Genomic DNA, 22015 nt, shown 5'->3' with positions numbered 1-22015 from the left:
GCGGGCGCCGGGGAACCGCGGTGGGCGGTGGCGCCGGGGCGCTGTCGGTGGGGTGCGGCATGATCGGGGTGTGACGCGACGCCTGATGCTCCTCGACACTGCCAGCCTCTACTTCCGCGCGTACTTCGGCGTGCCGGACTCGGTCCGCGCGCCCGACGGGACGCCGGTCAACGCCGTGCGCGGGCTCCTCGACTTCATCACCCGGCTCGTCCAGGACCACCGTCCGGACGACCTGGTGGCCTGCTGGGACGAGGACTGGCGCCCGCAGTGGCGGGTGGACCTCATCCCCTCGTACAAGGCGCACCGGGTGGCCGAGGTGACGGAGTCGGGTCCGGACGCGGAGGAGATCCCGGACACGCTGTCGCCGCAGGTGCCGGTGATCGAGGAGGTGCTGGCGGCGCTGGGCATCGCCCGGGTGGGCGCCGAGGGGTTCGAGGCCGACGACGTGATCGGCACGCTGACCGCGCGGGCCGCCGGGCCGGTGGACATCGTCACGGGCGACCGGGACCTGTTCCAGCTGGTCGACGACGGGCGCGGGGTGCGGGTGCTGTACCCGCGGAAGGGCGTCGGCGACTGCGACCTGGTCGACGACGAGCTGATCCTGACGAAGTACGGGGTGCGGGCCGGGCAGTACGCGGACTTCGCGGCGCTGCGCGGGGACGCGAGCGACGGGCTGCCCGGGGTGAAGGGCATCGGCGAGAAGACGGCGGCGCAGCTGATCACGGAGTACGGGGACCTGGCGGGCGTCCGCGCGGCGGCGGCCGACCGGACCTCGAAGCTGACCCCGGCGAAGCGACGGGGCATCGTGGAGGCGGCGGAGTACCTGGACGTCGCGCCGACGGTGGTCCGGGTGGCGCAGGACGTCCCGCTGCCGGAGTTCTCCCCCGCGCTTCCCTCCGCGCCCCGGGACCCGGCGGCGCTGGGCGCGCTGGTGGAGCGGTGGGGGCTGGGCGGGGCGGTGGGCCGTCTGCTGCCGGTGCTGGCGGCGAACGGCTGAGGAAGCCCCTGGAGCCGGCCCCGCCGGGGTGCTAACTTAGGCAAACCTAAGTTTTTGGATCGTTCACGGGGAGACCGTCGTGGCAGAACAGCCCGCACGCAAGGCACCGAAGGCTCACGAGGCCCAGGTGGTGCGCACCGAGCGGATCACCCCGCACATGGTGCGCCTGGTCCTCGGAGGCCCGGGGCTCGGCGCCTTCGAGGTCGGCGAGTACACCGACCACTACGTGAAGCTGCTCTTCGCGCCGGAGGGCGTGAGCTATCCGGAGCCGTTCGACATGGAGCGGATCCGTGCCGAGTTCCCGCGCGAGCAGTGGCCGACGACGCGGACCTACACGGTGCGGGCCTGGGACCCGGTCCACCACGAGCTGACCATCGACTTCGTGGTCCACGGCGACGAAGGCCTGGCGGGCCCGTGGGCGGCGCGCGCCCAGCCCGGCGACACCGTGCGCTTCCTCGGTCCGGGCGGCGGCTACGCCCCGGACGCGGCCGCCGACTGGCACCTGCTCGTCGGCGACGAGAGCGCCCTGCCGGCGGTGGCGGTGGCCCTGGAGCGGCTGCCCGAGGGTGCGACCGTGCACGCCTTCCTGGAGGTCTCGGACGCCTCGGAGCAGCAGAAGTTCGCGACGGCCGCGGGCGTCGAGGTCACCTGGCTCCACCGCGGCGACCGCCCCACGGGCGAGGCCCTCCTGGCGGCCGTCCGCACCCTCGACTTCCCCGCCGGCGACGTCCACGCCTTCGTCCACGGCGAGGCCGGCTTCGTGAAGGACCTCCGCCGCCACCTCCGCATGGACCGCGCCATCCCGCGCGACCGCCTCTCGATCTCCGGCTACTGGCGCCACGGCAAGACGGACGAGGCCTGGCGCGCGATCAAGCGCGAGTGGAACGACCAGGTGGAACGCGAGCAGGAGAGCTGACCCGCACCGGATGACCCACACAGGGGGCGGAAGCCGAGGGCTTCCGCCCCTTCGGCGTGGGTGGGGGCGGGGGAACTGACGCCGGGCACGGGGCGCGGCCCCGGACCCTGGGCCAGGCCTGGCCCCGACGGGAGCCCGCCCGGGTCCGGAGCAGGGCCCCACCCCGGGAGCCGGGCGCGCCCCTGACCAGCAACCGGGGCGCAGCCCCATGCGGGGGCCCGGGGCGCAGCCCGGGTTTCGGGAAGGGGCGGGGTGGGGGAAGAGGCCCGCCGCAGGCGCCCCGCCCGCTCGGCTCAATCCCCCTCCCCCGCCCCGGCTCACGTCCCCGCGCCGAAGACCCGGTCCGACGCGTCCACGTGGGCCAGCCGCCGCAGGGCGGCGAACATGGCGTCCCCCAGCACCGTGCCGACGACCACGCTCTCGACGAGCTCCTCGCGGACCACGTTGCGCGCGACGTAGTCGACGTCGACGCGGGCCACCTGCTCCGCCGCGTCGGCGTACGCGTCGAGGAGCTCCGCGAAGGCCCCGTGCCCGACGCTCTCCAGCGCGGCGAGCGCGACCGCGAGTGCCTCGGCGGCGGGGGCCCGGTCGTCCGTGCGCCAGCCGCGGCGGGCGAGCAGGTCCGCCACCGCCGCGCGGGCGGCGAGCAGGTCGTCGCCGCGTTCGCCCTCGTACTGCGGCACCACCCGGTCCGCCGCCGCTCCGAGCACCTTGTGCACCGGCCGCTCGGGGTCGTCGATCGCCTCGATGACCTCCCGGATGCCCGCGACCGAGAGCCCTCCCACATCCAGCAGCGCGCGGATCAGGCGGAGGCGCCGCACATGCGTCTCCTCGTACGAGGCCTGGTTCGGGCTCGTGAGCCGCCCGGCGGGCAGCAGCCCTTCCCGCACGTAGTACTTGATCGTCGGCACGGACACCCCAGCCCTGCGACTCAACTCTCCAATGCGCACCGCGCGTTCACCTTCCAGTTCGCACTCCGGCCTTGCCACCGGCCCCACCATCATAGATAGTGGCGCTATCGGATAGCGGTAAGCGCCGCTATCTATTTTATCCCAACGGGGGGATCCGCATGTCATCAGCACCGCAGCTCCGCACGCTCCACCGGCCCCTGGTCTGGTTCACCGTGTCGATGGGCCTCCTCGCCCTCATATCCGCCGGCGGGCTCCTCTTCGACGACCGCGTGCTCGTCGGCGCCCCGATCTGGGCCAAGCCGTTCAAGTTCTCGGTCTCGTTCATCGCGTACGGGCTGACGCTCGCCTGGATGCTGTCCCTCCTGCCGGGCGCCCGCGCCCGCCGGGTCGGGTGGTGGGCGGGGACCGTCCTCACCCTCGCGAGCGTCATCGAGATGGTGCTCATCACCACGCAGGTCGTCCGCGGAAAGCAGAGCCACTTCAACAACGCGACGCCCTTCGACGCCGCCCTCTTCTCGGCGATGGGCACGACGGTCGTCGTCCTCTGGCTCGCCGCCCTCGTCATCGCCGTCCTGCTGCTGCGCGCCCGGATCCTGGACCGCGCCACCGCCTGGGCCGTCCGGATCTCCTCGTTCGTCGCGCTCGCCGGCGCAGCCATCGGCTTCGTGATGGTCGCCCCGACCCCCGAGCAGCTCGCCCAGGAGAACCCGCCGGTCCAGGGCGCGCACAGCGTCGGCGTACCGGACGGCGGCCCCGGCATGCCGCTGACCGGCTGGTCCACCACCGGCGGCGACCTGCGCATCGCGCACTTCTTCGGCATGCACGCGCTGCAGCTGATCCCGCTCGTCCTGCTGGTGCTGTCCGCGCTCGCGCCGCGCTTCGCCCGGCTCGCCGACGACCGGATCCGACTGCGCGTGGTGCTGGTCGCCTCCGCCGCGTACACCGCGACCTTCGTCCTGGTGGCCTGGCAGGCGCTCCGCGGCCAGCCGCTCCTCTCCCCCGACGCCCTGACGCTCGCCGCGGCCGGAGCGATCGCCGCCTTCACCCTGGCGGGCACCGCGCTGGCCCTGCGCACCGCCGCCCCCGCCGCCCCCGCCGCCCCTCGCCAGGAACTCGCGGCATGACCGGCTTCCTCTTCCAGCTGACCTTCCTGCTCGCCGCACCGGTCTGGCTGCTGATGATCCTCGCGCCGGGCCGGAAGGTCACCGACCGAGTGGCGGCCTCGCCCCTGACGGTGCTGCCGGTGCTGGCGGTCTACCTGGTCCTCGTGGCCCCGGTCCTGCCCGAACTGTGGGCCGCCGTCAGCTCCCCCGACCTCGCCGTCTTCCGCGACCTGACGGCGTCGGCGAACGGCGCGGGCGCGGTATGGGCCCAGATCATCGCCTGGGACCTGCTCCTCGGCCAGTGGATGTACCGCGAGGGCCGCCGCCTGGGCCTGTCCCCCTTCCTGATGAGCCCCCTCCTCCTCTTCACGATCCTGCTGTCCCCGTTCGCCCTGCTGGTCTTCCTGCCGATCAGGGCACTATGGCTCCGCAGACACTCCCCCGAACGACGGGTACACGACACATGCTGAGCAGCGAGGACCGGGCGATCGGCGCCGTCCTGGGGTCCGCGGTCGGGGACGCCCTCGGCGCGCCCTTCGAGTTCGGGCCGCCCGGGGTGCTCCGCGAGCGATTCCCGGACGGGGTGGACGAGTTGAGCGGGGGCGGCGGGTGGGACCCGGGCGAGGCCACCGACGACACGCAGATGGCCGTGCTCGTCGGCGAGTCGCTGCTCGAACGCGGCGGGCTCGACCTGCCGGACGTCTTCGCCCGGTTCCGCCGCTGGGCCGCCGCCGACCCGAAGGACATCGGCCTGCAGACCGAGGCCGTGCTGCTCGGCGGCGACCCCTGGGACACCGCCGCCGCCTTGCACTTCCAGGTGAACGGCCGTGCCGCGGGCAACGGTTCGCTCATGCGGGCCGCCACCCCCGCCGTGTACTTCGCCTCGGCCGGCCGCGCGGCCACCATGGCCGCGGCCCGGCGGATCGCCGCGCTCACGCACGGGGACGCCGCCGCCTGGGAGGGCACGGCGGTGCTCCACGAGCTGGTCCGCGTCGCCCTCCTCGGCGAGGACCCTCAGGCCGCCGTGCCCCGCTCACTGGCCGAGGTGGAACCGGCCCACCGGGAGCGCTGGGCGACCGTCCTCGATCCCCGCTGGCAGCCGGCGGACGCCACCGAGTTCAACGGCGCCGTCTGGCCCTGTCTGGGCTCCGCCCTCTGGGCGCTGCGCACCACGAGCTCCTACGAGGAGGCCGTCTGCGCGGCCGTCGACCTGGGCGGCGACACCGACACCGTCGCCGCCGTCACGGGCATCCTCGCGGGCGCGGTCCACGGCCCCGCCGCCATCCCCGCCCGCTGGACGGCCGCCCTGCACGTCCCGCTGCCCGGCTTCGGCGACCGCGTCCTGCGGGCCGACGACCTCCGCGCCCTGGCGACCGCTCTGGCAACGGCCCCGGCCGCGGCCTGACAGCCCGGTCGTCCCCCGGCCGGCTCCCCCGCGGCCCGATCGTCCCCCGGCCGGCCCCACCACGGACCCGGTCACGCCCGGCCTGCCTGCCTGCCCCGGCCGCACCACAGGCCCGACCCAAGCACGGCCGGCCGGGACCGGGCCCGCCAAGGCCTGCCCAGGCCCAACCCGGGCCCACTCCAGGCCCAACCCGGGCCCACTCCAAGCCCAACCCGGGCCCACTCCAAGCCCAACCCGAGGCCCCACCCAGGCCTACCCCAGACCCACCCGGGCCCCGCCTACCGCGCCCGCACCGTCGCCAGCACGTCCCGGTCCGGCTGCAGGGTCAGGCCCGGCAGGGGGCGTATCTCGCCGGGGTCGAGGTCGAGGCGGAAGCGGCGGGCCAGGACGGCGAGGACGAGGACGGCCTCGACCATCGCGAAGCGCGTGCCGAGGCACACCCGGGGACCGCCGCCGAAGGGGTACCAGGCGTACTCGGGTATCTCCTCCGCCGCCTCGCCCTCGGCGGGCGGCAGCCAGCGCTCGGGGCGGAACTCCAGCGGGTCCCCGTACCAGCGGGCGTCCCGGTGGGTGGCCCACTGGCTGCTCCAGATGCGGGTGCCGGCGGGCACCGGGGCGCCGCCGAGGACGGCGCCCTCCTTGGCGATGCCGGTGAGCAGCCAGATGGTGGGGAAGAGGCGCAGGGTCTCCTTCACCACGGCCTGGGCGTAGGCGAGTTCGGCGTAGTCGTCGAAGCCGGGGTCCCGGTCGCCGAGGACCCGGTCCAGCTCGGCGGCGAGCGCCTCGGCGACGCGGGGGTTGCGGGAGAGCAGGTACCAGGCCCAGACGAGGGTGGAGCTGGTGGTCTCGTGGCCGCCGATGTAGAGCGTGACGGTCTCGTCCCGGATCTCCTTGTCGGAGAGGTGGGCGCCGGTCTCGTCCCGGGCGGCGAGGAGACGGCTGAGCAGGTCGGGCCGGTCGGTGTCGCCGTCGCGGTGGCGGGCGACGACCCGGGAGACCTCGGCGTCGATGACGGCCGTGGCCCGCTTGATCCTGGCCCGGCCCGGGGTCGGCACCCAGTCGGGGAGCATCGCTCCGATGCCGCTGAACTCGGCGCCGATCTCCTGCTGGGCGATGTCCATGGCGCGGCCGATGGCCTCGGCGTCGGCCGCCGTGTCGACGCCGAAGATGGTGCGGACGGCGATGAGCTGGGTGAGGGCGGCCATCTCCTTCTTGACGTCCACCCGCTGCCCGTCGCTCCACCGCCCGGCGAGGTCGACGGCGCACTCGGCCATGGTGGCCGCGTAGGACTTGACCTGCCGGGGCCGGACGGAGGGCTGGACGAGGGAGCGCTTGCGCCGCCAGTCGGCCCCCTTGGCGACCACCACGCCGTCGCCGAGCAGGGTGCGGAAGGCGATGCCGAGGTCGGGCTGGTCGAAGGTCCGCTCGACCTCGGTGAGGAGTTCGCCGATGGTCTCCGGATGGGCGATGAACAGGGCGGGGGTGTTCCCGAAGCGCCAGCGGACGAAGTCCCCGCGCTCACGCAGCCGTTCGAAGAAGGCGAGCGGGTCCTTGCCGAACTCCGGCAGGTTCCCGAGCAGGGGCACGCCACGCGGTCCCTGCACGGTCTTCCGTCCGTCCGCCGTCGTGGTGCCGACGGCGGACGGACCGGCTTGCGTGGTCACGTGCGTGTCCTTCCGCAGGAGTTGCGTGGTGGTGTGCCCCATGTACTCGTTCTTCCGTACGAGTTCATGGAAGCGGAAGGAAGCACCCCTTCGCCACCCCTGTGGAAAACCCTTGTCAGTTCACCGTCAGGCGACGGTGGACCGGACCCGGGCCGCCTCAGCCGACCGAGCTGTAGGCCACGACTCCCCTCAGCAGCGAGTCGACCGCCTTGCGGGCGTTCTTGGCGACCGTGCTGTTCTCCCTCGGCGCGGCCGCCGCGATCTGGCCCAGGACGTCGATGACCTGCTTGCACCAGCGGACGAAGTCGCCCGCCGGCATCTCGGCCTCGCGCAGCACCTCGTCCAGGCCCTTGTCGGAGGCCCACTGATAGGCCGCCCAGGCGAAGCCGAGGTCCGGCTCGCGCTGGCCGACGCCCTCGGCCTGGTGGAGCTTGAACTCCTCCTCCAGCGCGTCCAGCCGGCCCCAGATCCGCACCATCTCGCCGAGCGCCGCCTTGGCCTTGCCTGCCGGCAGCTTCGGCGGGACGGCGTCGTCGGCCTGCCGGGCCTCGAAGACGAGGGCGGAGACGCAGGCGGCGAGCTCGGCCGGGCTCAGCCCCTCCCACACGCCCTCGCGCAGGCACTCGCTGGCGAGCAGGTCGAGCTCGCCGTACAGCCGGGCGAGCCGCTTGCCGTTGTCGGTGACGTCGTCGCCGCGCAGGTAGTCGAGCTCGGTGAGGAGCGCGACGATCCGGTCGAAGGTCCGGGCGATGGTGTTGGTGCGGCCCTCGATGCGCCGCTCCAGCTGCTTGGTGTCGCGCTGCAGCCGGTGGTAGCGCTCGGCCCAGCGGGCGTGGTCCTCGCGCTCGTCGCAGCCGTGGCAGGGGTGCGCCCTGATCTCGGTGCGCAGCCGGGCGATCTCGCGGTCGTCGGCGGCGGCCGAGCGCTGCTTGTGGCGCCGCTCGGGGTTGATGTGCCCCGCCTTGGTGCGCAGCGCGGAGGCCAGGTCGCGGCGGGACTGCGGGGAGCGCGGGTTGAAGGAGCGCGGGATCCGCATCCGGTCCAGCGCCTCGACGGGGACCGGGAAGTCGATCGAGGCGAGCCGCTTGACCTGCCGCTCGGCGGTGAGCACCAGCGGGCGCGGCCCGTCGTGGTGCTCGAAGCCGCGGTGGCCGTTGGTCCGCCCGGCCGGGATGCCCGGGTCGAGGACGAGCGCGAGTCCGGCGAACTTGCCGGTCGGCACGTGGATGACGTCGCCGGGCTTGAGCTTCTCCAGGGAGGCGGCGGCCTCGGCGCGGCGCTGGGCGACGCCCTGCCGGGCCAGGTCCGTCTCGCGGTCCTTGAGCTCGCGGCGCAGCCGCGCGTACTCCTCGAAGTCGCCGAGGTGGCAGGTCATGCCCTCGCGGTAGCCCTCCAGGCCCTCCTCGTTCTTCTGGACCTGCCGGGAGATCCCGACGACCGAGCGGTCGGCCTGGAACTGGGCGAAGGAGGTCTCCAGGAGTTCGCGGGAGCGGTGCCGCCCGAACTGGTCGACCAGGTTGACCGCCATGTTGTACGACGGCTTGAAGCTGGAGCGCAGCGGATAGGTCCGGGTGCCGGCGAGGCCGGCGAGGTGGCCCGGGTCCAGGCCGCGCTGCCACAGGACGACGGCGTGGCCCTCGACGTCGATGCCCCGACGGCCGGCACGGCCGGTGAGCTGGGTGTACTCGCCGGGGGTGATGTCGGCGTGCTGCTCGCCGTTCCACTTGACCAGCTTCTCCAGGACCACGGAGCGGGCCGGCATGTTGATGCCGAGGGCCAGGGTCTCGGTGGCGAAGACGGCCTTGACGAGGCCGCGGACGAAGAGCTCCTCGACGACCTCCTTGAAGGTGGGGAGCATGCCCGCGTGGTGCGCGGCGATGCCCCGCTCCAGGGCTTCCAGCCACTCGAAGTAGCCGAGGACGTGCAGGTCCTCGTCGGGGATGGCGGCGGTGCGCTCCTCGACGATCTCGCGGACGCGGCGGCGCCCGTCCTCGTCGTTGAGCCGCAGGCCCGCGTAGAGGCACTGCTGGACGGCGGCCTCGCAGCCGGCCCGGCTGAAGATGAAGGTGATGGCGGGCAGCAGGCCCTCGGCGTCCAGCCGCTCGATGACCTCGGGGCGGCCCGGGGTCCAGATCCGGGAGCGCTGGCGCCGCTCGCGCTCGCGGTCGGCCTCGCGGACCATCTTGCCGCGGCGCCGGTCGCGCGGGTTGTACGTGCGCGAGTTCTCGGTGCGGGCGAGGCGGAGCAGGTCGGGGTTGACCTCGCGACGGGAGGCGCCGCGGCCGCCGTGGTCGGTCTCCTCCTCGAAGAGGTCGTACATCCGCCGGCCGGCCAGGACGTGCTGCCAGAGCGGCACGGGGCGGCTCTCGGAGACGATCACCTCGGTGTCGCCGCGGACGGTGTCGAGCCAGTCGCCGAACTCCTCGGCGTTGGAGACGGTCGCGGAGAGCGAGACCAGGGTCACCGACTCGGGGAGGTGGATGATCACTTCCTCCCAGACGGCGCCGCGGAAGCGGTCGGAGAGGTAGTGCACCTCGTCCATGACCACGTAGCCGAGGCCGGAGAGCGCCTGGGACCCCGCGTAGAGCATGTTGCGGAGGACCTCGGTGGTCATGACGACGATCGGGGCGTCGCCGTTGACGCTGTTGTCGCCGGTGAGCAGGCCGACCTTGTCGTGGCCGTAGCGCTTGACGAGATCGGCGTACTTCTGGTTGGAGAGCGCCTTGATCGGCGTCGTGTAGAAGCACTTGCGCCCCTGGAGGAGGGCGAGGTGGACGGCGAACTCGCCGACGATGGTCTTGCCGGAGCCCGTGGGAGCGGCGACGAGCACGCCCTTGCCCGCTTCGAGGGCCTTGCACGCCTCGATCTGGAAGGGGTCCAGACCGAACTCGTACATCTCGCGGAAGGGGGCCAGCGCGGTGGCCTGCTCGGCGTTGCGGGCGCGGGCAGCTGCGTACGCTTCGGCTGGTGTGAAGTCCTCTGTCATCTTGTCGTCGAGCCTACCCGCCACCTCTGACAGTGACGCGATCTTTATCGACGGGCTTCGGATCGGGCGGGGAAGCCGGCGTCCCGGAACGCACGAGCGGCCGGCTGCGCGGCGTGCGCGCCCCGGCCGCGTCCCGCGGTGGGATGGACGAAGAGGGTGGTCCCGCCGGTCGTGACGGGTCCCCCGGACGGAGTCCGGGAGACCCTGCGAGATCAGGTGATGTCGTCGTAACCGTTGACCCGGTGCGACCCGGCCCCGTCCGACTCGCCGGTGGCCTGCTCGGGCAGGGCCCGGGCGGCGCTGACGGTCTCGGGCCCGCGGACGGGCTCGGGGGTCAGGTCGAGCTCGGAGGCCTCGTCGTCGTCGAGCTCGGCGTCGGGGTTGTTGCGCGCCCGGCGCTTGTCGTTGAGCAGCGAGAAGCCGACGGCCGCCAGGTACAGGATCGTGATCGGTCCGGCGAGGGCCAGCATGCCGACGGGGTCGGTGGTCGGGGTGATGACGGCGCCGAAGACGAAGACGCCCATGATCACGCCGCGCCACCAGCCGGCCATCCGGCGGCCGGTGAGGACGCCGGTGAGGTTGAGCATCACCAGGACCAGCGGGAGCTCGAAGGCGAGGCCGAAGACCAGCACCATGCGCAGGGTGAAGTCGAGGACGTCGTTCAGCCCGAGGATGTTGGCGGAGCCCTCCGGCGTGAGGCTGATCAGCACCTTCACGCTGACGGGAAGGATGAGGTACGCGAGGTAGGCGCCGGCCGCGAAGAGCGGGACCGCGGCGCCGACGAAGGCGTACGTGTACTTCTTCTCGTTCTTGTGCAGTCCCGGCGCGATGAAGGCCCAGAGCTGGTAGAGCCACACGGGGCTCGCGACGACGAGGCCCGCCGTGAGGGAGAGCTGGATCGTCGTGCTGAACGGCGCCATCAACGTGTTGAAGGAGACGATCGCGCAGTTTCCGCCGCTGCTGGTGACGCCTGCGGCGCAGGTGGGCACCGACTTCGTCAGGAACTGCATCAGCTCCTCGCTGTACACGAGGGCCACGACGGTGACCGCGGCGATGGCCAGCAGGCCCTTCGCGAGGCGGTTGCGGAGTTCACGCAGGTGCTCCACGAGGGGCATCCGGCCCTCGGGATCCTTCTCCTGCTTGCGGGCAGACTTGAGCAACCCACGTCCTCATCTCGTGCGGCAGCCGTCGCCCTGGTGCGACGGCCGCGGCGGACCGGGTCAGCGCTTGGTGGTGTCCGTGGGCTCGGTGACGGGACGCGAGCTGGTCACGTCGCCGGGCGCGGCCTGAATGGTGCGCGGCGCGGCCTGCTGGTCCTGGGCGCCGGCGGGCTGCTCGGCGGGGGCGCTCTGCTGGTCGTCGGACTTCATGGCCTTGGCCTCGCTCTTGAGGATGCGGGCCGACTTGCCCAGCGAACGGGCCATGTCCGGCAGCTTCTTGGCGCCGAACAGCAGGATGATCACGACGAGGATGAGAATGATCTCGGTGGGGCCGAGCCTACCCATAGCTGTTTACCTTCTTCACCGAGGCGACATTGGAGTGCGTGCCCGGCGGGTCGGACATGCGTCCGGCCACCGCGCTGCAAGCGATCGTAACCCGCAGGAGTAAACGGGCGGCAATGCCTGTGCATACTCACGATTTCGTCCCGCGGACCCGGCCCGCGGAAGCTCTTCGCAGCGTACGGCACGGATTCAGCGCAGCGTCTCGCCGGTCCGGGCCAGATCGACGGCGGCCCGCTCCAGGTCCTCGGCGGCCTGGTTGATGCGCTGTGTGGTGTGGGCCACTTGACGGCCCAGGCGCTGGGCCTCCAGGAAGACCTTGATGCCGAGGACACCGAGGACGGCGATGCCGAGGAAGCCGAGGGCGATGGCGAGCATGGGCCAGAACATGTGCCGAGCCTAGACGCCCCGCCGCCGCGGGAGCTCAGCCGGTGGTGTGCAGCCGCAGGGTGTTCACTCCGCCACCGGTGAGGAGCTCGATGATCCGCTCGCCCGCCGGCTTGCGGACGGAGCTGCCGCACTCGGGGCAGGTGAAGGAGTAGAAGGTGGTGCGGCGGCTGGCGCCGATGGCGAGCCGCAGGGCGCCCGCCGAGAGTTCGAAGCGGGAGCGGCACTCGGGGCAGGCGGCCTTGAAGTGGACCGGGGCGACCGACGCCGCAAGACCGGACATCGAAGAAATCGCGGACATTTCCCTCAACTCTCCCCACTGCGGTACGTGCGTGCGTCTCACCGGGAGCGGCCTCCGGTCCCCGGAACGCCGCTCCCCCCTGCTCGGCCCTCGGCCCGGGCCGCGGGCCCCGCCCCTCTGTCCCTCTGTTCTCAGCCCTCGTACGCGGCCAGTGCGGCGGCCGCCGCCTCCCGCGCGCTGTCCGCGAGCTCCTGCGGGGCGACGATCCTCCCGTCGCTGCCGAGCCGCAGCGCCAGCCGGCGCAGCGAGGCCGGGGCCGGCGTCCGCAGGGTGATCCGCAGCCCGCCGTCGGGCAGCTCGTCCGCCCGGTCGTGCGGGTAGTACTCGGCGACCCAGCGGCCCCCGGGACCCACCTCGACCACGACCTCGGGATCCTCGGCGGAGGGCTGCACGAGCCCCTCCGACAGGTCCCGCAGCTCGATCTCCGGCGGCGCCGCGTGCTCGTCGAGGATCCGGATCTCGGCGACCCGGTCGAGCCGGAAGGTGCGCCGCGCCTCGGACAGCCGGCACCACGCCTCCATGTACGTGTGACCGACGGCGAAGAGCCGGATCGGGTCCACCTCGCGCTCGGTCAGCTCGTCGCGGGCCGGCGAGTAGTAGCGCAGCCACAGCCGGCGGCGCTCGGAGATCGCCCGGTCCACCTCGGCGAAGACCCCGCCCTCGGACTCGAAGGTCACCGAGAGCCGGGAGCTGGCGCCGGCCGCCTCCCCGGCCGCGGCCTCCAGCTTGGCGGTGGCGCGCAGCAGCGCCTCCCGGTCGCCCTCGCGCAGACCCGGCAGCGTGGCCACCGCGCGCGCCGCGACCAGCAGGGCGGTCGCCTCGTCGGCGGCGAGCCGCAGCGGCGCCGCGACGTCGTCGGGGTTGTGCCACCAGATCCGGTCGCCGTCGGTGTCGATGTCCAGCAGGTCGCCGCCGCGGAAGCTGGTCCCGCACATCGGCAGCACGTCGAGGTCGGAGATCAGCTCGTCCTCGGTGATCCCGAAGGCCCGCGCCACGTCCGCGACGTGCGCGCCGGGACGCTCGCGGAGATAGGTGACGAGGGAGAGCATCCGCCTCGTCTGGTCGATCGCGTTCGCCGCCATGGTTCCTTCCCCCTCAGCCCTTGGCCACGGCGCGCAGCCGCTCCACCACGTCGGCCCGCAGATCGGCGGGCTCCAGCACGACCACGTCCGGGCCGAACTCCACGAGCCAGGCGTCGAGGCCGTGCCCGTACGGGATCTCCAGCTCGTCCCAGCCGTCCGGGCCCTCCTGCACGGACTGGGCGCGGGAACGCAGCGGATAGCCCGCGCCGGCCCGCAGCCGGATCCGGGCGGAGCGGGTGGCGGTCTCGCCCGCCCAGCTCTCGACGGTCTCCCGGACGGTCACGACGTCGGGCACCGGCGCGGTGAAGGCACCGGCCCGGGAGCGGACCTTGCCGGTGATGCGGGAGAGGCGGAAGACCCGCTCGGCGCCGCGGTCGCGGTCCCAGCCCGCCAGGTACCAGTGGCCGCGCCAGCACTCCAGCGTCCACGGCTCGACGTGCCGGGTCCCGGGACGGGCGGCGTTGGCCTTGCGGTAGTCGAAGACGACCGGCCGCCGGTCGCGGCAGGCCAGCATCAGCGGTTCGAAGGCGGCCTCGTGCACCGGGATGCGCGGCTCCAGGGCGCTGGCCTGGGAGTCGTACGCGTCCTCCGCCTCCGGCATGCCCGCGGCGCGCAGCTTCTGCAGGGCGCCGCTGGCGGCCCCGGCCAGCCGGGCCTGCTGCCAGACCTTGGCGGCCAGACCGAGGGCGGCGGCCTCCTCCGCGTCGAGGGTGATCGCCGGCAGCCGGTTGGAGTCGCGGCGCGCCAGGTAGCCGGTGTCGCCGTCCAGGTTCTCGACCGTCTCGATGACCAGGCCGAGCTCGCGCAGATCGTCCTTGTCCCGCTCGAACATCCGGTTGAAGGCGTCCTCGCCGGTGGCCTCCATATAGGCCTCGATCGATCCCCGGAGCTCCCGCTTGCTCAGCGGGCGGCGGGTTCCGAGCAGGCACAGCGCAAGATTCATCAACCGCTCGGCCTTGGCAATCGCCATCGACGCCCCGCACCCTCTTCTTCGCCGGATCTCGCCGGATCCACTTCCCGGACCCCCGACCGTACCGCCCCGGGGTGTCCGGACAAAAGCGAGGGCCCCCGCCGTGAAGGCGGGGGCCCTGCGCCTGACCCGGGACCGGGTCAGGGCTTCTTGACGCCCACGAGGTCGCAGACGAAGATCAGCGTCTCGCCGGGGCCGATCTTGCCGCCGGCACCGCGGTCGCCGTAGGCGAGGTGCGCGGGGATGACCAGCTGGCGGCGACCGCCGACCTTCATGCCCTGGACGCCCTTGTCCCAGCCCTGGATGACCATGCCGACACCGAGCTGGAACTCCAGCGGCGTGCCGCGGTTCCAGGAGGCGTCGAACTCCTCGCCGGAGTCGAAGGACACGCCCACGTAGTGGACGTTGACGAGGTCGCCGGCCTCGGCGACCGCGCCGTCACCCTCCCAGAGGTCCTTGATCTCCAGGTCGGCCGGCGGCTCGCCGCCCGGGAAGTCGACCTCGGGCTTCTCGATGCTCACTGCAGTGCGCTCCTCATAAACCGTGAACCGCGCGGACGACGGTCCGCGCGAACAGGACAGTCTTACACCTTCGCCAGGATGTCGACGACGAACACCAGGGTGGAGTTCTTCGGGATGCCCTGCTGCTCCTGGTCGCCGAAGGCCTCCGACGGCGGGGCCACGATGAGGACCCGGCTGCCGACCTTCTTGCCGGTCAGACCGTTCTTCAGGCCCTTCAGGGTCAGCTTCGCCAGCGGGAAGTTCGTGGGCTTGCCCGCCGTGTACGTCGAGTCGAAGACCTTGCCGTCCTTCCACAGGGCGGCGACGTAGTTCACGACGACCGTGTCGGTGCCGGCGACGGTCGCGCCCTTGGACTCCAGGATGTAGTTGGAGACCAGCTTGGTCGGCGGGGCGACCTTGGGAACGGTCAGCGAGGGCTGCTTGCCGTCGGTGTTGGTGCCGACCTGCGGCAGGTCCTTGTCGTCCTGGGCGACCGGAGTCCCCTCGGCCGACTTCGGGATCGTGACGGCCTTCAGGATGTCGACCACGAAGACCAGGGTGGCGTTGGGCTTGATGTCGCCCTGGCCCTGCGCACCGTAACCGAGCTCCGGCGGGATGCCGATCTCGAGGCGGCTGCCGACCTTCTGGCCCTCCAGGGCCTGCTCCCAGCCCTTGATGACCTGACCGGCGCCCAGCGTCAGGTCGAAGGGCTGCTTCCGGTCGAAGCTGTTGTCGAAGGGGGTGGTCGAGTCCCAGGCCTGGCCCAGGTAGTTCACCTGGAGCGCGTCGCCGTTCTTCGTGACCGCGCCCTCGCCCTCGCTGATGACGTTCACCTTCAGGGCCTTCGGCGGGTCGCCCACGCCCTTGGCGAGCGTCGGCTTCTCGCCGAACTTCTCCCCCGCGGTGATGGCGGGCAGCCCGTTCTTCATCGAACCGGAATCGGAGCCCTGGTCGTCACTGCCGCAGGCCGCTGTGGAGAGCAGCAGCAGCGGGACGACGAGCAGGCCGGCAAGTCGGCGCACTAGTTCCTCAGATCTCAGACGGCACAGTAGTTGTCCCGACACTCTAGGGGACCACTCTGCGATGCCGTCGGCCCCGCACGTGAAACGTGCGGGGCCGACGGGCACGTCAGGACCGGTCCTACATACCGGCGATCAGCTTTTCCACCCGGTCGTCGACCGAGCGGAACGGGTCCTTGCACAACACCGTGCGCTGCGCCTGGTCGTTGAGCTTGAGGTGCACCCAGTCGACCGTGAAGTCCCGGCGCTGCTCCTGGGCGCGACGGATGAAGTCGCCCCGCAGCCGGGCCCTGGTGGTCTGCGGGGGCACCGACTTGCCCTCGAAGATCTTGACGTCGTTGCAGATCCGGGCCGCCTGGCCGTTCTTCTGGAGCAGGTAGTACAGCCCCCGGCGGCGGTGGATGTCGTGGTACGCGAGGTCTATCTGGGCGACCCTCGGGTGCGACATGGTCATGTTGTGCTTGGCCCGGTAGCGCTCGATGAGCCGGTACTTCATGACCCAGTCGATCTCGGTCTCGATGCGGTCGAGCTGCTCCTCCTCGATCGCGTCGAGCGTACGGCCCCAGAGCTCCAGGACCTGGGCGACGACGCCGTTGCGGATGCCCCGCCGGTCGACGAAGTCGGCCGCCTTCTCGTAGTACTCCCGCTGGACCTCCAGGGCGGAGGCCTCCCGGCCGCTGGCGAGGCGCACCTTGCGCTGGCCGGTGATGTCGTGGCTGACCTCGCGGATGGCCCGGATCGGGTTCTCCAGGGTCAGGTCGCGCATCACGGTGCCCGCCTCGATCATGCGCAGCACGAGGTCGGTGGCGCCGACCTTGAGCAGCATGGTCGTCTCGGACATGTTGGAGTCGCCGACGATGACGTGGAGCCTGCGGTAGCGCTCGGCGTCCGCGTGCGGTTCGTCGCGGGTGTTGATGATCGGGCGCGAGCGGGTGGTGGCGGAGCTGACGCCCTCCCAGATGTGCTCGGCCCGCTGGGACACGCAGTAGACCGCGCCGCGCGGGGTCTGCAGCACCTTTCCGGCGCCGCAGATCAGCTGGCGGGTCACGAGGAACGGAATGAGGATGTCCGCGAGCCGGGAGAACTCTCCGTGCCGGGCGACCAGATAGTTCTCGTGGCAGCCGTAGGAGTTTCCCGCAGAGTCGGTGTTGTTCTTGAAGAGATAGACGTCGCCCGCGATTCCCTCCTCGTGCAGGCGGCGTTCCGCGTCGACGAGGAGTCCTTCGAGAATGCGCTCGCCTGCCTTGTCGTGCGTGACCAGTTCGACCACGTTGTCGCATTCGGGAGTTGCGTATTCCGGATGCGAACCCACGTCCAGGTACAGGCGGGCGCCGTTCCGCAGGAAGACATTGCTGCTGCGGCCCCATGACACGACACGGCGGAAGAGGTAGCGCGCCACTTCGTCAGGAGACAGTCGGCGCTGTCCCCTGAACGTGCACGTGACGCCGTACTCGTTCTCCAGCCCGAAAATGCGGCGGTCCATGTCTGAACATTACGCCTGATGGCCTGAGCTGAAACCGGGTTCGACGGCCCCGTTTCGATCATTTTCCGATGAGCGCGCGCTGTTTTCGGCCCGTCCGGCGTCGGGACCGCTGTTCACGGCGCCCCCGCTGACGGCGTGTCGCACCCGCGGGGCGGGCGGGGCGCCCCCGAGGACCCGGCCGGTGGCCACGAGCACCAGGAAGGCGACGAAGCCGCCCGCACCGGCCACGGCGAATCCGGCGGGGGTCCCCGCGAGTTCGACGGCGGGTCCGGAGACCGCCGAACCGAGGGCCGCGCCGACGCCGAAGGTGGTGACGAGCCAGGAGAAGGCCTCGGTCACCGTGCCGGCCGGGGCGTGCCGGTCCACCACGAGGAAGGCACAGGCGATGGCGGGCGCCAGGAAGACACCGGCGAGGGCGGCCAGCGCCGTCATGGCGACCGGGCCGGGCACCAGCAGCAGCGGCAGGTAGCCCAGGGCCAGCAGCAGCACCAGGATCCGCAGCCGCCGCTCGGGCGCCCCGGCCCACTGGCGGGCGCCGTAGAAGACCCCGCCGATCAGCGCGCCGAGGCCGAGGGCCGCCATCAGCCAGCCGTAGACGGCCTCGTCGCCCCGGTCGTCCGCGTAGGCGACGCCGGCGACGGTGATGGAGCCGAGGGCGAGACCGACGAAGAAGAACGAGGCGAGCAGCGCGAGCAGCCCGCGCGAGCGCAGCGCGCCCAGCCAGTGCGCCTCGCGGGGCGCCGAGCGCCAGGTGCGGGACGGCTCGGAGAGGACAACGGAGAGGGCCCCGAGGACGCCCAGGAGGTTGATGACGACCAGCGCCGCGGCGGGCGACCAGAGCGAGACCAGGAGGGTCAGCAGCAGCGGCCCGACGGTGAACATGACCTCCTGGGCCACCGCGTCCAGGGCGTACGCCCGGTGGACCCGGTCCTCGCGGCCGAGGACGCTCGGCCACAGCGCCCGCAGGCCGCCCTCCAGGGGCGGCGTGAAGAGTCCGGCGACCAGGACGGCGGCGTAGGCCAGGAAGAGGTTGGCGATGCCGGTGACGGCCAGCGCCGCCATGCCCAGGGCGGATATCAGGGCGGCCGGGAGCTGGACCCGCGGCTGGCCCTTGAGGTCGACGGCCCGGCCGAGCAGCGGCTGGCCGACCGCGGTGGCCAGGCCGTACGCGGCGATCAGCCCGCCCGCCAGGCTGTAGCTGCCCCCCTCCGCGCGGGTGAAGACGGTGATGGCGATGGGGCCGGTGCCGTTGGGCAGCCGGCCCACCAGCGTGCCGGCCAGCAGTCGGGCCGCGTGCGGCGCCCGCAGGATGTCGCGGTAGCCGCCGTTCGCCCCGGCCTCGGTGGCCATGTCGTCTCCCCTCCTCGGGTGTCAGCCCCAGGTTCTCAAGTTTTACGTATAACGTGTCGGGTCATACGTACCATGACGGCAGCACGCCGGTCCACCCCGCGTGCCGGACCACCAGCCGTCGCGGAGGCACGCGTGCACAGCCCGGAACCCTTCCACGGGAGCCGCCCCACCAGCCGGGACGTCGCCAGGGCGGCCGGCGTCTCCCAGGCCACCGTCTCCCTCGTCCTCGGCGACAAATGGCGCGGCCGCGTCTCCGAACGCACCGCCGGCTCCGTCCGCGAGGCCGCCGCCGAACTCGGCTACCGGCCCAACCTCGCCGCCCGCAACCTCCGCCTCGGCAGCACCAGGACCGCACTCCTGGTCGTCCCCGCCCTCACCAACGAGTTCTTCGCCCACGTCTACACCGGCGCCGCCGTCGAGGCCGCCCGCCACGGCTTCGGCGTCGTGCTCTACCCCTCCCCCGACGGCATCGGACCCGCCAAGGACCCCTTCGCCTCCGCCCAGGCCGCCCTGGACGGCGTCCTCGCCTCCTCCATGGCCACCGACGCCCTCAAGGCCTTCCAGGGCACCGACCTGCCCCTCGTCATGCTCGACAGCGACCCCGCCGACCCCGGAGCCGCCGCCCACGTCAACCTCGACGTCGCCGACGGCATGCGCCGGGTCACCGGCCACCTCCTGGACCTCGGCCACCGCAGCTACCTCCACCTGGCGTCCGCCGTCCCCTCCTGGACCTTCGACGCCCGGGCCGCCGTCCTCGCCGACGCACTGCGCGGAAGCGAGCTGCGCACCGCGCGGGCCCAGCTGAACGTCGCCGCCGCCTGGGAGGCCGCCCACCAGGCCCTCACCGCCCCCGGCCCCCGCCCCACGGCCGTCATCTGCGACGACGACATCCTCGCGGCCGGCGTCTACAAGGCCGCCCGCCGGCTCGGCCTGCGCATCCCCGAGGACCTCTCGGTCACCGGCTTCGACGACATGGCCCTCGCCACCGCCCTCGAACCGGAGCTGACCACCGTACGGCTGCCCGCCGAGGAGTTCGGCGGACGGGGCATGGCGGCCCTCCTCGCGGCCCTGTCGGGCGAACGGCCCGAGCCGGCCGTCCTCCCCGTCGAACTGGCCGTCCGCGGCTCCTCCGGCCCGGCCCCGGCCGCCTGACGGCCACCACCCCCGGCACGCGCGAGGGCCCCGGGACCGAACGGTCCCGGGGCCCTCGCGCACACCTCGCGCGGCCTACTCCTCGGCCGCCTCGTCGGACGGATCGTCCGTCTTGGCCACGGCCGCGTCGTCCGCACCCAGCAGGCGCACCAGCTGCCGGCCGACGATCCGCTTGAACTTGCGCTGCTGCGGGCGCGTACGGTCCAGGACCGCCACCTCCAGGCGCTCCGCGGGAATCTCCCGCTCGGTGCCGTTGGTGTCCCGCGAGAGCGCCTGCACGGCCAGCTTCAGCGCCTCGGCGAGGGACATCCCGTCGCGGTGCCGCTGGTCCAGGAAGGAGCTGATCTGCTCCGCGTTGCCGCCGACCGCGACCGAGCCGTGCTCGTCCACGATCGAGCCGTCGTGCGGCAGCCGGTAGATCTGGTCGCCCTCCGGCTCCGCGCCGACCTCGGCGACCACCAGCTCCACCTCGTAGGGCTTCTCGCCCGCGCTGGAGAAGATGGTGCCCAGCGTCTGGGCGTAGACGTTGGCCAGACCGCGGGCCGTCACGTCGTCGCGGTCGTAGGTGTAGCCGCGCAGGTCCGCGTAGCGCACACCGCCGATCCGCAGGTTCTCGTACTCGTTGTACTTGCCGGCGGCGGCGAAGCCGATCCGGTCGTAGATCTCGCTGAACTTGTGCAGCGCGCGGGACGGGTTCTCGCCGACGAAGACGATGCCGTCGGCGTACTGGAGGACGACCAGGCTGCGTCCCCGGGCGATGCCCTTGCGGGCGTACTCCGCCCGGTCGGCCATGGCCTGCTGGGGTGAGACATAGAACGGCGTGGACACCGGCTATCCGTCCCTTTCTTCTGGGCTTCTACAGGGAGGCGACGAGTGGTCAGAGCAGGGCGGCGCGCGGCCCGTCGGGCTGCTCGAGGCGCCGCTCCGTGATCGACCGGGCCAGCTCGGAGGACTCCTCCTCGGTGAGCCTGCGGAAGCCCTCGTCGGTGATGACGGTGACGATCGGGAAGATCCTGCGGGCCAGGTCCGGCCCACCGGTCGCCGAGTCGTCGTCCGCCGCGTCGTACAGCGCCTGGACGACGAGCGTGGTGGCCTGCTGCTCGGTCAGGTCGCCCCGGTAGAGCTTCTTCATCGACCCGCGCGCGAAGATCGAGCCCGAGCCGGTGGCGGCGTATCCGTGCTCCTCGGAGCGGCCGCCGGTGACGTCGTAGGAGAAGATCCGGCCCTTCTCCTTGCCCTCGTCCCAGCCGGCGAAGAGCGGGACGACGGCGAGGCCCTGCATGGCCATGCCGAGGTTGCTGCGGATCATCGTGGACAGGCGGTTCGCCTTGCCCTCCAGGGAGAGGGTCGCGCCCTCCACCTTCTCGAAGTGCTCCAGCTCCAGCTGGAACAGCTTCACCATCTCCACCGCGAGGCCGGCGGTGCCGGCGATGCCGACCGCGGAGTACTCGTCGGCCGGGAACACCTTCTCGATGTCCCGCTGCGCGATCATGTTCCCCATCGTCGCCCGCCGGTCACCGGCGAGCACCACGCCGCCGGGGAAGGTCGCGGCGACGATGGTCGTGCCGTGGGGCGCCTCGACGATCCCCTCGGGGAGCCTCCGGTTGCCCGGGAGCAGCTCCGGCGAGTGGTCGGCGAGGAAGTCGATGAACGAGGACGAGCCCGGCGTCAGGAAGGCCGCCGGCAGTCGCCCTGTGCTACGAGTGTTGGCTTCCACGCGTGTCCCTCCAGGTATGCGATGGCCCGACGAAGGACGTCGGGATCGTCTCCCAACTTGCCGATGGCCGAATTGCAGTTGAAGCACAGTACGCCACGGACCCTACCCGTCTTGTGGCAATGATCCACATGCGCGGCGGGAGCCGCGAGACAGATCGCGCAGAGGCCTCCTTGCGAGTTGATCATCTCGTCGCGCTCGGCCTCGGTGAGGCCGTACTGACGCTTGAGATGACCGGCTCGCCCCTGGGCCTTCTTGCAGGCCTTGCAGCGAGTGGCGAGGCCGTCCGACGCGGTGGTGTTGCGATGCCACTCACCATGCGGCTTGATCTCACCGCACTGCCGGCAGAGCTTGTGCCCTGCCGGCACATCCGCCTTGCTTCGGACGACCTTGCCCTTGGCCGCCTGTCTGATCCGGTAGCGCTCAGCCCCGTAGGCCGCGACGCATTCCCGACACCGTGGTTGCAGGCCGTCCCCGCGATTACAGTCCTGAGCGAATCCGTTCAGCGGAACATCTCGCCCACAACCGCGGCAGTGTTTGACGGCCTCCGACATCTCCCCACCCCTACGCCCTCAC

22 protein-coding genes and 1 pseudogene are annotated in these 22015 nt (G+C 72.3%); 6 read left to right on the top strand and 17 right to left on the bottom strand.

Features of this window, described 5'->3' with window-relative positions:
- Positions 1–85: 85 nt before the first annotated feature.
- Positions 86–997 (top strand): 5'-3' exonuclease, encoded by a 912-nt coding sequence (locus tag ABD981_RS31945; protein ID WP_046910670.1) that lies wholly within the window; start codon positions 86–88, stop codon positions 995–997.
- A 79-nt stretch (positions 998–1076) separates the two neighbouring features.
- On the top strand, positions 1077–1913 hold the full coding sequence (locus tag ABD981_RS31940) for a siderophore-interacting protein (RefSeq protein ID WP_123954989.1): 837 nt from the start codon (positions 1077–1079) through the stop codon (positions 1911–1913).
- A 317-nt stretch (positions 1914–2230) separates the two neighbouring features.
- Here the strand turns inward: ABD981_RS31940 and ABD981_RS31935 are convergent, their stop codons facing one another.
- Entirely contained in the window at positions 2231–2824 is a 594-nt protein-coding gene (locus ABD981_RS31935) for a MerR family transcriptional regulator (RefSeq protein WP_382748726.1), read from the bottom strand.
- A 218-nt stretch (positions 2825–3042) separates the two neighbouring features.
- On the opposite strand from ABD981_RS31935, the gene ABD981_RS31930 reads away from it, so the two are divergent.
- The 3 genes from ABD981_RS31930 to ABD981_RS31920 are packed head-to-tail and all read left to right on the top strand — an operon-like array spanning position 3043 to position 5332.
- A complete protein-coding gene (locus tag ABD981_RS31930; RefSeq protein ID WP_382748744.1) occupies positions 3043–3948 on the top strand; it encodes a hypothetical protein in 906 nt (301 codons plus the stop codon).
- Entirely contained in the window at positions 3945–4397 is a 453-nt protein-coding gene (locus ABD981_RS31925) for an ABA4-like family protein (protein WP_046910666.1), read from the top strand. The genes ABD981_RS31930 and ABD981_RS31925 overlap by 4 nt, the downstream gene beginning before the upstream one ends.
- Positions 4391–5332 carry an ADP-ribosylglycohydrolase family protein gene (locus ABD981_RS31920; protein ID WP_046910665.1) on the top strand — a complete coding sequence of 314 codons (942 nt, stop codon included), beginning with the start codon at positions 4391–4393 and terminating at the stop codon, positions 5330–5332. The genes ABD981_RS31925 and ABD981_RS31920 overlap by 7 nt, the downstream gene beginning before the upstream one ends.
- 278 nt (positions 5333–5610) lie before the next feature.
- Here the strand turns inward: ABD981_RS31920 and ABD981_RS31915 are convergent, their stop codons facing one another.
- From ABD981_RS31915 to ABD981_RS31855, 13 genes and pseudogenes are all read right to left on the bottom strand, one after another.
- Entirely contained in the window at positions 5611–6996 is a 1386-nt protein-coding gene (locus ABD981_RS31915) for a cytochrome P450 (RefSeq protein WP_046910693.1), read from the bottom strand.
- Positions 6997–7153: 157 nt separating this feature from the next.
- Positions 7154–9982 carry a DEAD/DEAH box helicase gene (locus ABD981_RS31910; RefSeq protein WP_046910692.1) on the bottom strand — a complete coding sequence of 943 codons (2829 nt, stop codon included), beginning with the start codon at positions 9980–9982 and terminating at the stop codon, positions 7154–7156.
- 59 nt (positions 9983–10041) lie between these two features.
- Positions 10042–10152, bottom strand: a pseudogene (locus ABD981_RS31905) (sphingosine kinase); the annotation flags it as partial.
- A gap of 42 nt (positions 10153–10194) precedes the next feature.
- Positions 10195–11142 (bottom strand): twin-arginine translocase subunit TatC, encoded by a 948-nt coding sequence (gene tatC / locus ABD981_RS31900; protein ID WP_123954987.1) that lies wholly within the window; start codon positions 11140–11142, stop codon positions 10195–10197.
- A 60-nt stretch (positions 11143–11202) separates the two neighbouring features.
- Positions 11203–11487: a Sec-independent protein translocase subunit TatA gene (gene tatA, locus ABD981_RS31895; protein WP_046910664.1), complete on the bottom strand. Its 285-nt coding sequence runs from the start codon at positions 11485–11487 to the stop codon at positions 11203–11205.
- 186 nt (positions 11488–11673) lie between these two features.
- Positions 11674–11871, bottom strand: a complete 198-nt coding sequence (locus ABD981_RS31890) for a hypothetical protein (protein ID WP_046910663.1) — start codon at positions 11869–11871, stop codon at positions 11674–11676.
- A 34-nt stretch (positions 11872–11905) separates the two neighbouring features.
- Positions 11906–12169, bottom strand: coding sequence for a CpXC domain-containing protein (locus ABD981_RS31885; protein WP_165591005.1), 264 nt, complete (start codon positions 12167–12169; stop codon positions 11906–11908).
- Positions 12170–12300: 131 nt separating this feature from the next.
- A complete protein-coding gene (locus tag ABD981_RS31880; protein WP_046910661.1) occupies positions 12301–13251 on the bottom strand; it encodes a helix-turn-helix transcriptional regulator in 951 nt (316 codons plus the stop codon).
- Between the two features lie 13 nt (positions 13252–13264).
- On the bottom strand, positions 13265–14221 hold the full coding sequence (locus ABD981_RS31875) for a helix-turn-helix transcriptional regulator (RefSeq protein ID WP_046910660.1): 957 nt from the start codon (positions 14219–14221) through the stop codon (positions 13265–13267).
- 140 nt (positions 14222–14361) lie between these two features.
- A complete protein-coding gene (locus ABD981_RS31870) occupies positions 14362–14742 on the bottom strand; it encodes an FKBP-type peptidyl-prolyl cis-trans isomerase (protein WP_046910659.1) in 381 nt (126 codons plus the stop codon).
- Positions 14743–14804: 62 nt separating this feature from the next.
- Positions 14805–15743, bottom strand: a complete 939-nt coding sequence (locus ABD981_RS31865) for an FKBP-type peptidyl-prolyl cis-trans isomerase (protein WP_046910658.1) — start codon at positions 15741–15743, stop codon at positions 14805–14807.
- A 118-nt stretch (positions 15744–15861) separates the two neighbouring features.
- A complete protein-coding gene (pafA, locus tag ABD981_RS31860; protein WP_046910657.1) occupies positions 15862–17223 on the bottom strand; it encodes a Pup--protein ligase in 1362 nt (453 codons plus the stop codon).
- Between the two features lie 9 nt (positions 17224–17232).
- Positions 17233–18573, bottom strand: a complete 1341-nt coding sequence (locus tag ABD981_RS31855) for an MFS transporter (RefSeq protein WP_046910656.1) — start codon at positions 18571–18573, stop codon at positions 17233–17235.
- A 132-nt stretch (positions 18574–18705) separates the two neighbouring features.
- On the opposite strand from ABD981_RS31855, the gene ABD981_RS31850 reads away from it, so the two are divergent.
- On the top strand, positions 18706–19725 hold the full coding sequence (locus ABD981_RS31850) for a LacI family DNA-binding transcriptional regulator (RefSeq protein ID WP_046910655.1): 1020 nt from the start codon (positions 18706–18708) through the stop codon (positions 19723–19725).
- Positions 19726–19800: 75 nt separating this feature from the next.
- Here the strand turns inward: ABD981_RS31850 and prcA are convergent, their stop codons facing one another.
- From prcA to ABD981_RS31835, 3 genes are read right to left on the bottom strand one after another with little or no spacing between them, the layout of a single operon-like run.
- Entirely contained in the window at positions 19801–20553 is a 753-nt protein-coding gene (prcA, locus tag ABD981_RS31845) for a proteasome subunit alpha (protein WP_123954985.1), read from the bottom strand.
- A 49-nt stretch (positions 20554–20602) separates the two neighbouring features.
- Positions 20603–21442, bottom strand: coding sequence for a proteasome subunit beta (prcB, locus tag ABD981_RS31840; RefSeq protein WP_046910653.1), 840 nt, complete (start codon positions 21440–21442; stop codon positions 20603–20605).
- Positions 21394–21993, bottom strand: a complete 600-nt coding sequence (locus ABD981_RS31835) for an endonuclease VII domain-containing protein (RefSeq protein WP_046910690.1) — start codon at positions 21991–21993, stop codon at positions 21394–21396. The genes prcB and ABD981_RS31835 overlap by 49 nt, the downstream gene beginning before the upstream one ends.
- Between the last annotated feature and the right edge of the window lie 22 nt (positions 21994–22015).

Origin of the sequence: Streptomyces showdoensis (assembly GCF_039535475.1) — a bacterium.
Taxonomy (GTDB): domain Bacteria; phylum Actinomycetota; class Actinomycetes; order Streptomycetales; family Streptomycetaceae; genus Streptomyces; species Streptomyces showdoensis.
Note: the sequence above shows the minus strand (reverse complement) of the source record. Positions and strands in the feature narration are given on the sequence as shown.